The 12264-nt window shown below is 74.6% G+C and carries 12 protein-coding genes; 5 read left to right on the forward strand and 7 right to left on the reverse strand.

Going from position 1 to position 12264, the window contains the following annotated elements; all coding sequences use genetic code 11:
* The first annotated feature begins 33 nt into the window (after window positions 1-33).
* The 5 genes from EZM51_RS12810 to EZM51_RS12830 are packed head-to-tail and all read left to right on the forward strand — an operon-like array spanning window position 34 to window position 5032.
* Complete coding sequence (locus EZM51_RS12810; RefSeq protein ID WP_136708662.1) at window positions 34-996, forward strand: siderophore-interacting protein; 963 nt, start codon at window positions 34-36, stop codon at window positions 994-996.
* Window positions 997-1001: 5 nt separating this feature from the next.
* Window positions 1002-2087: an iron ABC transporter permease gene (locus EZM51_RS12815; protein WP_248305636.1), complete on the forward strand. Its 1086-nt coding sequence runs from the start codon at window positions 1002-1004 to the stop codon at window positions 2085-2087.
* The gene (locus tag EZM51_RS12820) at window positions 2084-3163 is read left to right on the forward strand and encodes an iron chelate uptake ABC transporter family permease subunit (protein WP_248305637.1); all 1080 of its coding nucleotides are present in this window, start codon (window positions 2084-2086) and stop codon (window positions 3161-3163) included. The genes EZM51_RS12815 and EZM51_RS12820 overlap by 4 nt, the downstream gene beginning before the upstream one ends.
* Entirely contained in the window at window positions 3160-3978 is an 819-nt protein-coding gene (locus EZM51_RS12825) for an ABC transporter ATP-binding protein (protein ID WP_136708663.1), read from the forward strand. Before EZM51_RS12820 ends, EZM51_RS12825 begins: the two co-directional genes overlap by 4 nt.
* Before the next feature lie 37 nt (window positions 3979-4015).
* Window positions 4016-5032 carry an iron-siderophore ABC transporter substrate-binding protein gene (locus EZM51_RS12830; RefSeq protein ID WP_136708664.1) on the forward strand — a complete coding sequence of 339 codons (1017 nt, stop codon included), beginning with the start codon at window positions 4016-4018 and terminating at the stop codon, window positions 5030-5032.
* 20 nt (window positions 5033-5052) lie between these two features.
* On the opposite strand, the gene EZM51_RS12835 is transcribed toward EZM51_RS12830, so the two are convergent.
* The 7 genes from EZM51_RS12835 to EZM51_RS12865 all read right to left on the reverse strand — a co-directional run bounded on the left by EZM51_RS12835 (window position 5053) and on the right by EZM51_RS12865 (window position 12224).
* Window positions 5053-5451, reverse strand: a complete 399-nt coding sequence (locus EZM51_RS12835; RefSeq protein ID WP_136708840.1) for a Fe-S oxidoreductase — start codon at window positions 5449-5451, stop codon at window positions 5053-5055.
* A gap of 8 nt (window positions 5452-5459) precedes the next feature.
* Window positions 5460-6902, reverse strand: a complete 1443-nt coding sequence (locus EZM51_RS12840) for an NAD(P)/FAD-dependent oxidoreductase (RefSeq protein ID WP_136708665.1) — start codon at window positions 6900-6902, stop codon at window positions 5460-5462.
* Between the two features lie 27 nt (window positions 6903-6929).
* Complete coding sequence (locus tag EZM51_RS12845) at window positions 6930-7847, reverse strand: arginase family protein (protein WP_136708666.1); 918 nt, start codon at window positions 7845-7847, stop codon at window positions 6930-6932.
* 133 nt (window positions 7848-7980) lie between these two features.
* The gene (locus EZM51_RS12850) at window positions 7981-8718 is read right to left on the reverse strand and encodes a PspA/IM30 family protein (RefSeq protein ID WP_136708667.1); all 738 of its coding nucleotides are present in this window, start codon (window positions 8716-8718) and stop codon (window positions 7981-7983) included.
* A 60-nt stretch (window positions 8719-8778) separates the two neighbouring features.
* Window positions 8779-10806, reverse strand: a complete 2028-nt coding sequence (locus EZM51_RS21230; RefSeq protein WP_136708668.1) for a TPM domain-containing protein — start codon at window positions 10804-10806, stop codon at window positions 8779-8781.
* Between the two features lie 94 nt (window positions 10807-10900).
* Complete coding sequence (locus EZM51_RS12860) at window positions 10901-11704, reverse strand: hypothetical protein (RefSeq protein ID WP_136708669.1); 804 nt, start codon at window positions 11702-11704, stop codon at window positions 10901-10903.
* On the reverse strand, window positions 11691-12224 hold the full coding sequence (locus tag EZM51_RS12865; protein ID WP_248305638.1) for a sigma-70 family RNA polymerase sigma factor: 534 nt from the start codon (window positions 12222-12224) through the stop codon (window positions 11691-11693). Before EZM51_RS12865 ends, EZM51_RS12860 begins: the two co-directional genes overlap by 14 nt.
* Window positions 12225-12264 lie beyond the last annotated feature (40 nt).

Genomic DNA, 12264 nt, shown 5'->3' on the forward strand with positions numbered 1-12264 from the left:
TCGCGGACGTGTCGGGTATGCAAGACTTAGGTAATGCTTACCTCACTTGCCGCGGCACCGGCGCGGGAGCGACCCGCGTACCGCAGCTTCCGGGTTCACGTGTCGCGGGTCGAACGCCTCGCGCCGCACTTCACGAGCGTGACGTTCACGGGCGACGACCTCGACGGCTTCGGCACCGCCGGGCTCGACCAGCGGGTGAAGGTCGTGCTGCCGCTGCCCGAGATCGGGTTCGCCGCGTTCCCCGACGGCGAGGACTGGTACGCCGCGTGGCGTGAGCTGCCGACCGAGCTGCGCAATCCGTTCCGCACCTACACCGTGCGCGCGGTGCGCCCCGACGTGCGCGAGGTCGACGTCGTCTTCGTCGCCCACGGCGACGCCGGGCCCGCGTCCGCCTGGGCGGCGTCGGCGGCGCCGGGCGACGAGATCGTGCTGGTCGGCCCCGACGAGCTGAGCGCCGGTCGCACCGTCGGCATCGACTGGCGTCCGGGCGACGTCGAGACCCTCGTGCTCGCGGGCGACGAGACCGCGGCCCCGGCGATCGCCTCGATCCTCGAGTCGCTGCCCGCCGATGCCCGGGGCATCGCCATGATCGAGGTGCCGACCGCGGGCGACCTGCTCGAGGTCCGCGCGCCGGGCGGCGTCGAGGTGCGCTGGCTCGCACGCGACGCAGCCGACTGCGCCCACGGGGAGCTGCTCGTGCCGGCGGTGCGCGACTGGGTCGCGCGTCACCTCGCCGCCCGCGGCGTCGCCCGAGCCGCCGATGCCGAGCGCTCCTCCGCCGAACTCTCGGCCGCCGAGCGGGCCGACGTGCCCGATGCGCCGCTGTGGGACGTGCCCGAAGGGCTGAGCCTCGACGGCGACTGCTACGCCTGGCTCGCGGGCGAGGCATCCGCCATCACGACCCTCCGCCGCTTCCTCGTGCGCGAGGCCGGACTCGACCGCCGCCAGGTCGCCTTCATGGGCTACTGGCGCCTGGGTCGGGCCGAGCTCGACTGACCGCGGTGGTCGAGCGGATGCCGCGCACCGCGGCGGTGACGCGGGTGCCGGGCGCGCCCGGCGAGACCGGCGCTCCCGCCCGCCGCGCCGGGCGGCGCCTCCCGCCCGCGATCGTGCTCGGCGCATCCGTCGCGCTGCTCGCGCTCGTCGTGCTCGCGAGCCTCGCGATCGGCACGCGGCAGGTGCCCCTCGACGTCGTGCTCCAGGCGATCACCTCGCCCGAGCCCGGCGATGCCGGCCAGGTGGTCGTGCGCGACCTGCGATTCCCGCGCGCCGTCATCGGCGTCCTCGCGGGCGCGGCGTTCGGGGTGGTCGCCGCGCTCCTCCAGGGTGCGACGCGCAACCCGCTCGCCGACCCCGGCCTGCTCGGCATCAACGCGGGCGCGTCGCTGGCCGTCGTCGCGGCGATCACGTTCACCGGCGCCGCCTCGCCGCTCGGCTTCGTCTGGTTCGCGTTCGGCGGCGCCGCGCTGGCGGCAGCCGTCGTGTTCGCCATCGGCTCGGCGGGCGGTCGCGGTGCCACGCCCGCCAGGCTCGCGCTCACTGGGGCGGCGGTCACAGCGGCGACCACGCCGCTCGTCACGCTGCTCCTGATCCGAGACGAGGGCACGCTCTCGCAGTACCGGTTCTGGTCGGTTGGCTCCCTCGCGGGCCGCGGACTCGAGACCGCGGCCCTGCTCTGGCCGTTCCTTCTCGCCGGTCTCGTGCTCGCGGCATGGCTCGCGAGCCGGCTCAACCTGCTGGCGCTCGGAGACGACGTCGCGCGCGGGCTCGGCGTACGCCTCGGCACCACGCGCCTCGTGACGGCCGCGGCCGTCATCGTGCTCGCGGGAACCGCGACCTCGCTCGCCGGGCCGATCGCGCTCCTCGGCCTCGCGGTCGCGCACGCCGCGCGAGGCCTCGTCGGCGGCGACTACCGGTGGCTCACGCCGCTGGCCGCCGTGCTCGGCGCGATCGTGCTGCTCGCCTCCGACGTCATCGGCCGGGTCGTCGTCGCCCCCGCGGAGCTCGAGGCGGGCATCGTCGCCGCCATCGTCGGCGCGCCCGTGCTCATCGCGCTCGTGCGGCGCAGCCGGGGGTCGGCGCTGTGAGCGCGGGCGGAGTGGGCACCGAGTCGAAGCCAGGGATGCGGGGCGGCGCCGTCGTCGCCGCCGTGGCGGCCGGGCGGGCGCGCCGGCGCCGGCGCGGGGCATCCGTCATCGCCGTCGTCTCGCTCGTCGGCATCGTGGCGGCGACCGCGTCGCTCCTCATCGGCGCCGCCGGACTCGGCGTCGGCGACGTGGTCGCCGCGCTCGCGGGCCGGGGTTCCCCGACGGCCGAGTTCGTCATCCTGCGGCTGCGGCTCCCGCGCGTGATCGCGGCGCTCATCGCGGGCGGCGCGCTCGGGCTCGGCGGCGCGATGTTCCAGACGACGCTGCGCAACCCGCTCGCGAGCCCCGACATCCTGGGCGTCACCGGCGGCGCGAGCCTCGCCGCCGTCGGGTCGATGCTCGTGCTGGGGCTCGACGGTCCCGCGGTCTCGCTCGCGGCGTTCGCGGGCGCCCTGGTGGTCGCGGCGCTCATGTGGGCGCTGGCCTGGCGCGGCGGGCTCACCGGCATCCGATTCGTGCTCGTGGGCATCGGCCTCGCGTCGATCGTGTCGGGGCTGCTCGGCTGGCTCATCACGCGTGCCGACCTGCGCGAGGCGTCGGAGGCGATCGTGTGGATGGTCGGCGGCATCGCCTCGGTCGGCTGGGACGAGCTCGCCACCGCCGGCGGCGCGCTCGCCGTGCTTGCCGTGGCGACGGCGCTGTTCGCACCGCGGATGCCGCTCCTCGCGCTCTCCGACGACAGCGCGCGTTCGCTCGGGCTCGAGGCGACGCTCGCCCGTGCCGTGGCGATCGTGCTCGGCGTCGGCCTCGTCGCCGTCGCGACGGCGCTCGCGGGGCCGATCGCGTTCGTCGCCCTCGTCGCCGCGCCCATCGCCCGCGCGCTGATCGGCCACGGGCAGGCGGCGCTCGCCGCCTCCGCGGGGGTCGGGGCGGCCATCGTGCTCGTCGCCGACCTCGTCGCCCAGCACGCCTTCGCGGGCATCGCGGTGCCCGTCGGCATCGTCACCGGCCTCATCGGCGCGCCCTACCTGCTCTGGCTCATCGCGAGCAGCAACCGGAAAGGATTCGACGGATGATCCGGTCGGCGTCCCACACCCTCCGCGCGGAGTCCCTCGCGCTCGCCTACGACGGGCGCACCGTGATCGAGGGCCTCGACCTCGAGATCCCCGACGGGCGCATCACGGCCATCGTCGGACCCAACGCGAGCGGCAAGTCGACGCTCCTTCGCGGTCTCGCCCGGCTCATGCGCCCGGAGGCGGGCCGGGTCACGCTCGACGGCCGCGACATCCGCTCGTACGCGCCGAAGGAGTTCGCGCGCCGGGTCGCCGTGCTGCCCCAGCAGCCGGTCGCACCCGACGGCGTGCCCGTCGCCGAGCTCGTGGCGCGCGGACGGCACCCGCATCGGGGCTGGTTCGGCGGCCGGTCGAGCGACGACGACCGCGTCGTCGCCGAGGTGCTCGAGGCGACGGGCACGGCGGAGCTCGCCGATCGCGTCGTCTCGGAGCTGTCGGGCGGCCAGCGCCAGCGCGTCTGGATCGCCATGGCGCTCGCGCAGCGCGCCGACATCGTGCTGCTCGACGAGCCCACGAGCTTCCTCGACGTGAGCCACCAGCTCGAACTCCTCGACCTGCTCACGGAGACGAACCGCCGGCACGGCACGACCGTCGTCATGGTGCTGCACGAGCTCAACCTCGCGGCCCGCTACGCCGATCACCTCGTCGTCGTCGACGCGGGGCGGATCGCGGCGGCGGGGGAGAGCGTCGCCGTGATGACCGCCGACACGGTCGGGGCGGCGTTCGACCTGGACTGCGTCGTGGTCGACGACCCCGTGACGGGCTGGCCCATGGTGGTGCCGATCGGGCGATTTCATCGTGCTCAGAGATTAGGTTAGGCTAACCTCAATTTGACCTTGCCTCGGAAAGGGAGCCATGCACGCCCGACGCACCCCCGCCGTCATCGCCGCCGCCGCGGCATCCGTCCTCGCCCTCGCCGGATGCTCGGCGCCCGCATCGGGCGACGGCGGCGCCGCCGCGGCATCCGACGGCGCCTTCCCCGTGACCATCGCCCACGCCTTCGGCGAGACCGAGATCTCCGCCGAACCCGAGCGCGTCGCGACCTGGGGCTGGGGGAGCACCGAGGCCGCGCTCGCGCTCGGCGTCGTTCCGGTCGCGATGGCGCAGCAGACGTACGGCGCGAACGACGAGGGCGTGCTGCCCTGGGTGGCCGACGAGCTCGAGGAGCTCGGCGCCGAGACGCCGGCCATCCTCACCGACGACGGCGAGGCGCCGCCGTACGAGGAGCTCGTCGAGGCCGCGCCCGACGTGATCCTCGCCCCGTACTCGGGGATCACCGAGGAGCAGTACGACCTGCTCAGCGAGATCGCGCCGACCGTCGCCTACCCCGGCGAGGCCTGGACCACGCCGTGGCGCGAGACCGTCACGATCGTCGGCACGGCGCTCGGGCTCGAGCGCGAAGCGCGGGGCGTGCTCGACGACCTCGACGCCGAGCTCGCGGCGCAGGCCGAGGCCCATCCCGAGCTCGACGGCCTCACGGTGGCCGCGGTCTGGGATGTCGCGGGCACGTTCTACGTGTACACGCCCGAGGATTCGCGCGTGGAGTTCCTGTCGGCACTCGGCCTCGAGGACGCGCCCGCGGTGGCGGAGCTCGCCAATGGCGACTCGCCCTACTTCTTCACGCTGAGCTACGAGCAGCTCGACCGGCTCGACAGCGACCTCGTGATCAGCTACCACGACACGCCGGCGGAGGCCGACGCGTTCCTCGCCTCGGCGCCGATCCGGGCCATCCCCGCCGTCACCCGCGGGCAGGTCGCCCAGGTCGTCGGCACCGAGCTCATCGCGGCGGTCTCGCCGCCCACCGCCCTGTCGTTGACCTACGGACTCGACGAGCTCGTCGCGTCGCTCTCGTCGGCCGCGCAGGCCGGCTGACCGGGGTTCCGTTCGGCGTCTCAGCGCGGCGTGCCGGGCCTCCGCACCGGCCGCCCGCGGCGGACGTAGCCACCGGCCTCCAGTCCGGCCTCGATCTCGAAGCGGTTGCGCAGCGGATCGAGGCCCGACGCGAAGTAGAGCAACGGGAAGAGGAATCCGTACCTGCGCCACTGCGCCTTGTGCACCGCTTCGTGCCCGAGCACGAGGTCGCCGGCGTTCCGGTCGGTGAGGTAGCAGGCGCCGACGCACGTCCCGCCGCGGCGGAACGTCCACTTCGGCATACCCGTGAAGACCACGAGTCCCTGTCGCACCTCGATCGGCCCGGTGCTCCACAGGAAACCCCATGTGAAGCCCACGAGGGTCGCCCACCAGTACCCCGCGCGGCTGATCGGCGAGTCGGTGAGGCGGATCCGGAGCATCCGCTCGCTCACGCGGCGACCTCCGGGCGCCCGAGGTCCTCGAGCAGTCGCAGCCAGACCTCGCTCACGGTGGGGAAGGCGGGAACCGCATGCCAGAGCCGGTCGACGGGCACCTCGCCCACGATCGCGGTCGTCGCGGCGTGCAGCAGTTCGGCGACGTCCTGGCCGACGAAGGTCGCGCCGACGACGACCCCTCGCCCGGCGTCGACCACGAGGCGCGCGCGTCCATCGTAGCCGTCCGCGAGGATGCCGGCCCCGCTCGCCGACTCGATGGCGACGTCGCCGACGCGCACGTCGATGCCCGCGTCCCGGGCGGCGGCCTCGGTGAGCCCGACGGCGACGCACTCGGGCTCGGCGAACACGACCTGCGGCACCGCCGTGTGGTCGGCCGTCGCCGCATGCACCCCCCACGGCGAGGCGTCGACGGGAGCTCCCTTCGCCCGCGCGGCGATCGCGTCGCCGGCGGCGCGGCCCTGGTACTTGCCCTGGTGGGTGAGCAGTGCGCGATGGTTGACGTCGCCGGTCGCGTACAGCCAGTCGCCGTCGCCTGACGCGCCGCGCACGAGCATGGTCTCGTCGACGTCGAGCCAGGAGCCGGGCTCGAGGCCCACCGTGTCGAGACCGATCGCACCCGTGCGAGGCGCGCGACCGGTCGCCACGAGCACCTCGTCGGCCGTGACCGTCGAGCCGTCGTCGAGCGTGACGACCACCTCGCCCGCCGCGGTGCGCTCGACCTTCGTCGGCTCGACGCCCAGCCGCACGGATGCCCCGAGCCCGCGCAGTCCCGCCGCGACGGCCTCGCCCGCGAAGGGCTCGAAGCCGCCGAGCAGGCGGCTGCGCACGAGCACCGTGACCTCGGTGCCGAAGCCCGCGAAGGCGGTCGCCATCTCGGTGGCCACGACGCCGCCGCCGATGATGGCGAGGCGGGCGGGCGGATCCTGCACGCTCGTCGCGTCGCGGCTCGTCCATGGGCGGGCCTCGGCGAGTCCGGGGATGGGCGGCACCACCGGGTCGGAGCCCGTGGAGACCACGACGGCGTGTCGGGCGATGAGGGTGACCTCGGTGCCGTCGGGTCGATCGACGACGACGCGCCGGGGCCCGTCGAGGCGGCCGGTTCCGCGTTCGAGCTCGATGCCGACGCTGTCGAGCCAGCCGACGGCGCCCGTGTCGGTCCAGTCCGAGACCCAGTAGTCGCGTCGGCGGAGCACCGCCGACACGTCGAGCGATCCCGTGATCGCCTCGGCCGCACCGGGCACGCGCTGGGCGGCCCGCAGCGCGGCGGCGCTGCGCAGCAGCGTCTTCGATGGGATGCACGCCCAGTACGAGCACTCGCCACCGACGAGCTCGCGCTCGACGATCACCGTCTGGAGGCCGCCCGCGCGGGCCCGGTCGGCCACGTTCTCACCGACGGGGCCGCCGCCCAGGACGACGACGTCCACCTCGCGCTCCATGTGTCTCCTCTCGGTGGGGTTGCCGCGTCAGACCGCGTCGGCCTGGCGCTCCGCGTCGGACTCGGGCTCCGCATCAGCCACCCGCTCCGCGCCGTCGCGCGCCGCTCGCGCACCCGACGTGAGTGCGCCGACGAGCCGGAGGATCGTGGGCAGGTCGTCGCTCGCGGCGTCGGGCGTCGCGGGGGCGAAGCCGGCGATCGCCGCCCCGGCGAGCGGGAAGCGGGCGGACACCGCGCGGAGGAGCGCCGCGAGGGCGGTGGCGTCGACGCCGAACGGCATGGGGTAGGGGAGTCCCGCGAGCGCCGACGGGTCGAGCACGTCGAGGTCGACGTGCACGAACACGTTCGCGGCACCCGTCTGCTCGAGCGCGCCGACGACGACCGCCGGATCCGAGAGGTCGTCCACGGTGAGGACCGCCACGCCCCGCTCGTCGATGAAGCGCTGCTCCTCGTCGTCGATCGCCCGGATCCCGCCGAGCACGAGGCGCCGGGCGGCGACGCGCGTCGCCTCGTCGAGCGCGAGTCCCTCGGCGCCGTCGCCCGCGATCGCGCGGAGCGTCATGCCGCCGAACCCGCCCGACGGCGACGACTCCGGCGTGTTCAGGTCGGGTTGCGCGTCGAGCCAGAGCACGGCCAGGTCGCCGCCCGTCCGCCGTGATGCGTGCGCGACCGCGGCGAGCGAGACGCTGCAGTCACCGCCGATCGTGAACGCCCAGTCGGGCACGCCGGCGAGCGACTCCTCCATGCGTTCCCGCACGCGTCGCAGCGCGCTGTACCGGCGAACGCCGGTGCCGAGGGAGTCGCCGGCCTCGGCCGGTACGTCGACGGCGATGGTCGCGGCGGATGGGAGGTCGCCCTGGATGGCGGTCGCCCCGTCGGCAAGGCTCATCGCACGAGCGGACACGGAACCCTGCCAGAGGGGGACGACGACGAAGGTTGCGGGCATGGCTCTCAGTATCGCGCCCGATGCCGCCGCGGTCGAGCACGACGCGGGCCTGCTGCGACGCGTCCCGCGCGGTCGGACGACGGATACCGCGACCCACGGCGTGGGTCGCGGCATCCGGCACCGATTCTCCGCGTCATCTCGAGAGCTGGCCCTGCGAGGAGCCGCCGGCCTTCAGCGCGGCCAGGCGCGCGTCGACCTCGGTGAGTTCGCCCAGGTCGTCGAGCTCGTTGAACTGCGCGTCGAGACTGGATGCCGCGAGCTCGGCCTGGCCGCGCACGACGGCCTCCTCGCGGCGGATCTTGTCCTCGAAGCGCCCGATCTCGCTGGTCGGGTCGAGCACGTCGATCGACTTGATCGCATCGTGCACCTGCTTCTGCGCCTCGGCCGTCTTCGAACGCGCGATCAGCTCGGAGCGCTTGTTCTGCAGCTGGACGAGCTTCTCCTTCATGCCGTTCAGGCCGGCCTTGAGCTTCTCGACCACCTCGGTCTGCGCGGCGATCTGCGGCTCCGCGGCCTTCGCCTCGTTCTCGGCCGAGATCTGCCGGCTCAGGGCGACCTTCGCGAGGTTGTCGAACTTGTCGGCGCCCGCGGCGTCGCCTGCCGAGCGCAGTTCGTCGCCCTTGCGGCTCGCGGCGAGGGCCTTCTCGCCCCACTCGCGCGCCGCCTCGACGTCTTCGCGGTGGTCGTCTTCGAGCAGGCGCAGGTTGCCGATCGTCTCGGCGATCGCGGCCTCGGCGTCGGCGATCGAGTTGGTGAAGTCGCGCACCATCTGGTCGAGCATCACCCGCGGATCCTCGGCCTGGTCGATGAGCGCGTTGATGTTCGCCCTCAGGAGCTGTGAGATGCGGCCGAAGATGGACTGCTTCGTCATGGTGGTTCCTTTCCGTGGTGATCGTTGGTCGTCAGGTCGTGGTCGTGTCGGTCTCGGTGGTCAGAATCGCCCTCCGCCGCCACGGCGGGAGCGCGTGCCCGAGCCGCCGAAGCTGCCGGGCGACCGTCGTCCGCCGCCGCCGAAGCCGCCGCCGAAGCCGCCGCTCCTGCGACTGCCGCCGCTGAACCCGCCGCTCCGGCTGCCGCCGCTGAACCCGCCTCCGCCTCCGCCGAGCACCGAGTTGATGAGGATTCCGCCGAGCACCGCGCCGAACAGGTCGCCGCCGCCTCGGCTGCCGGTGGGCACGCCGCCGCCGAAGCCGCCGCCCGCGCTCGCTCCGAATCCGCCGACGTCCTGCTGGGCGAGCGAGAGCGACGTGCGGGCCAACGACTCGGCGCGCTGCGCGGTGGCGAGCGCGCTCGCGGGGTCGGATGCCGCGACCGCCTCCGCCTCCACGAGCAGTCGCCCGGCCTCGGCGAGGCGGGTACGCGCCTCGGCGCCGACGGCGCCCCGGCGGGCGACGAGGTAGTCCTCGGCGGCCTGCACCTGTGCGCGGGCGGCGGTGAGCGAGCGCCCGAGCTGGGCTTCGGCGCGGGCGCGCTGCTCGGCGGCGTCGCGCGCGCCGGCGATGGCCGCGTCGATCTCGGCGTTCACCTGCTCGAGGCGAGCCTGTGCCGCGAGCGGGTCGCGTCCGGGCCCGTCGATGGCGGATCGGAGCTGTGCGGCATCGGAGGCCACGCGCTCGGCGAGCTGGGCGACGGCGCTCGTGCCGAACCCGTGCGCGGTCTGCACGTCGCGTTCGAGGTCGGCGACTCCGGCGGCGACCGCCTGGTCGGCCGCGGCGAGGTCCGCGGCGAGCCGGTCGACGGCGTTGCTGAGGAGTGCGGCCTGGTCGGCGGCCTCCTCGGCCGCGCGGATCTCGACGGCGGCGTCGTTCGCCCGGCCGGCGGCGAGCGCTGCGGCGGCCTCGTCGAGCGCCTCGCGTGCGAACGCGAGCCGGCCCTCGGCCTGTGCGGGATTGTCGGCGACGGGGGCGATGGCGGATGCCGCATACACCGCGGTGAGCGCGGCGAGCCGCTCGGCGGCCGGGGCCACGGCGGCCTGCGCGGCGTCGGCCTCGGCGCGCACGCGCTCGAGCTCGGCGGGCGCGTTGCGCTCGAGCGCGCGCAGCGCGTCGAAGTGCTCGGCCTGGGCGTCGAGCAGCGCGTCGGCCTCGTCGGAGAGGCGGATGATGCCGCCGTACCAGGCGCGGCGTTCCTCCTCGGTGTCGGGCTCGGCGTCGTCGAGCCGCTGCTGGAGCGCGAAGGCCTCGGCGAGCTTCGCCTTGGCGCCGTCGAGGGCGGTGCGGAACTCCGCGGTCGCCTCGTCGCCGTAGGAGGCGACGGCGAAGGCGAGCTCCTCCTCGCTCGTCTTCACGGCGTCGTCGGCCGCGACGAGCGCGCTTCCGGCCTCCCGGCGCAGCTCCTCGATCGAGGGCGGCGGCGGGCCTTGTTCGGCTTCGGGTCGCTGCTTCCTCCTCCGGGCGAGCACGATGGCGACGATCGCGACGACCACGGCTGCGATGACGATGAACCACACCCAGCCCCAGCCGCCTCCGCCGTCGGCGCCGCCGGATCCACCGCCCAGGAAGTCGGCGGCCGCGATGGCGGCGCCGGCCCAGTCCTCGTCGCGGAGGCGCGGCTCGATGACCTCGATTTGGAGTCGGTCGAGCTCGTCGTCCGACAGCGAGGACCCGCCGTCGGCGGAGAGGTAGTAGGCCCGCCCCTCGACGGCGACCGCGAGCAGGTAGTCCTCCGTGCCCATGTTGTTCGCGATCGCGGTGTCGTTCGCCCAGGTGTCGGCGGCCTCGGGATTCGTGAACTCGTCGACGTAGGCGACGAACAGTTGCCGGCCGCTGCGATCGGCGGCCCGGTCGATGGCCTCGATGACCTCGTCGGTTCGGCCGTCGAGCGCCCCCACCGTGTCGACGATGGGCGTCGACCCGAAGTCGACCGGGTCTTCAGCCCACGCGATGGTCGATGACGCGAGGCCGAGCACTGCCCCCACCGCGATCCCGAGCACCACCGAGCTGCCACGAACGGATGCCATGCACCAGTGCCTTTCCCCCGGGCCGAGCGGACGCCTCCGAGTCTATGCGGCGCGCGGATGCCGCGTCCACGTGGTGGGCGCCGTCGCCCCGTGCTCAGCCGACCGCGAACGGCGCGAGCGGAGACACCAGGTGCACGGTGGCCGCTCCGTCGGGGTCCGTGAAGGAGACGACCACGCCGAGCCCGTATTCGCCGGGCGCGAGCGCCGGCAGGTCGGGTGGCAGCGACCCGCCGGCGTCATCCGCCTCGGTGCAGGACCGCGTCTCCAGCACCGTCTCGAGCGAGACCGACGCGCCGGGCGCGAGGGTGACGGGGATCGCCGCTGCGTCGCCCACGGGATCCGAATGCCAGACCGTGATGCCGGCGCTCGCCACCGTGACGGGCGGATCGGCCGCGAGGGTGCCCGACACGACGTCGTCGCCCAGGTTGGTCACCGTGATCGTGACGGTTGCGGAGGTGCCGGGCGGCACCGCGCCGGGCGGAGGGGCGACGGCGACGGCGAGCGGGCTCGCCGCGGCATCCGTCGGCGGAGCGACCGGGGCGCCGCAGCGATTCACCTCGTACGGGGCCGGGAGCCGGGGTCCGGTGGCCTCCTCGGACGCGCCGTCCTCGGCGGCCTCGGGTGTCATCCCCCCGGACTCGTCCGACTCGAGCGCGAGTTGCCCGTCGGTCGCCGAAGGACCGGCGATGCCCTGGAGGCCGAACGCGAGTCCCGCGACCGCGAGCACGCCGACGACCGCGCCGGCCCCGCGAACGAGCGCGGTGCGCCGGGTGCGTCGGGCGGCCCGGCTGCGGCGCAACATCACGTCGACGTCGATCGGACTCGGGGTCGCGGCATCCGCTGCCCGCTTCAGCCGCTCGCCGAGCCCGCCGGGCTCGTTCGGGTCAGGAGCCGACATGGCTGCCTCCGCTCCGCGCGGCGCGTGCGCCCGCTGGATCGATGGACGAGGAGAGCGCCTTGAGGCCGTCGCTCAGGTACCGCTTGACGGCTCCCGAGCTGATGCCGAGCACCTGCGCCACCCCGTCGACCGTGAGGTCCTCGTAGTAGCGCAGCACGATGCACGCGGCCTGCCGGGGCGCGAGCCGCCGGATCCGGTCGATGAGATCGAGCCGCTCGTCGGTCGCCGACGCGGGCGAGTCCACCGCAGCCGGCACCACGGCGAGGTGCCGCACGTTGCGCCACGTGCCGTCGCGCCGCGACCGGTCGATGACCGCGTTCAGGATGGCCCGACGCACGTAGGCCTCGGCCCTCGGCAGCGTCATGCCCAGGCGTGGCGTGCCGAACGTGCGCACCAGCGCCTCCTGCACGAGGTCGGCCGCGTCGTCGACGCTGCCCGTGAGCAGGTACGCGTAGCGACTGAGCGCGTCGCCGCGCTCGACGACGAGCGTCGTCGCCACCTCGTCCCACGCCCGGGCCACCTGCGCTCCTCCCGACGGCGGCGATTCCGCCGTCATCTTC

It is taken from the genome of Agromyces sp. H66, assembly GCF_004959775.1.
Classification (GTDB): Bacteria; Actinomycetota; Actinomycetes; order Actinomycetales; family Microbacteriaceae; genus Agromyces.

What these genes read in the sequence shown, in the direction of transcription:
- EZM51_RS12810 (WP_136708662.1), top strand. Translation starts at nt 34, where the DNA reads ATGCTTACCTCACTTGCCGCGGCACCGGCGCGGGAGCGACCCGCGTAC.
- EZM51_RS12825 (WP_136708663.1), top strand. Translation starts at nt 3,160, where the DNA reads ATGATCCGGTCGGCGTCCCACACCCTCCGCGCGGAGTCCCTCGCGCTC.
- EZM51_RS12830 (WP_136708664.1), top strand. Translation starts at nt 4,016, where the DNA reads ATGCACGCCCGACGCACCCCCGCCGTCATCGCCGCCGCCGCGGCATCC.
- EZM51_RS12835 (WP_136708840.1), bottom strand. Translation starts at nt 5,451, where the DNA reads ATGCTCCGGATCCGCCTCACCGACTCGCCGATCAGCCGCGCGGGGTAC.
- EZM51_RS12840 (WP_136708665.1), bottom strand. Translation starts at nt 6,902, where the DNA reads ATGGAGCGCGAGGTGGACGTCGTCGTCCTGGGCGGCGGCCCCGTCGGT.
- EZM51_RS12845 (WP_136708666.1), bottom strand. Translation starts at nt 7,847, where the DNA reads ATGCCCGCAACCTTCGTCGTCGTCCCCCTCTGGCAGGGTTCCGTGTCC.
- EZM51_RS12850 (WP_136708667.1), bottom strand. Translation starts at nt 8,718, where the DNA reads ATGACGAAGCAGTCCATCTTCGGCCGCATCTCACAGCTCCTGAGGGCG.
- EZM51_RS21230 (WP_136708668.1), bottom strand. Translation starts at nt 10,806, where the DNA reads ATGGCATCCGTTCGTGGCAGCTCGGTGGTGCTCGGGATCGCGGTGGGG.
- EZM51_RS12860 (WP_136708669.1), bottom strand. Translation starts at nt 11,704, where the DNA reads ATGTCGGCTCCTGACCCGAACGAGCCCGGCGGGCTCGGCGAGCGGCTG.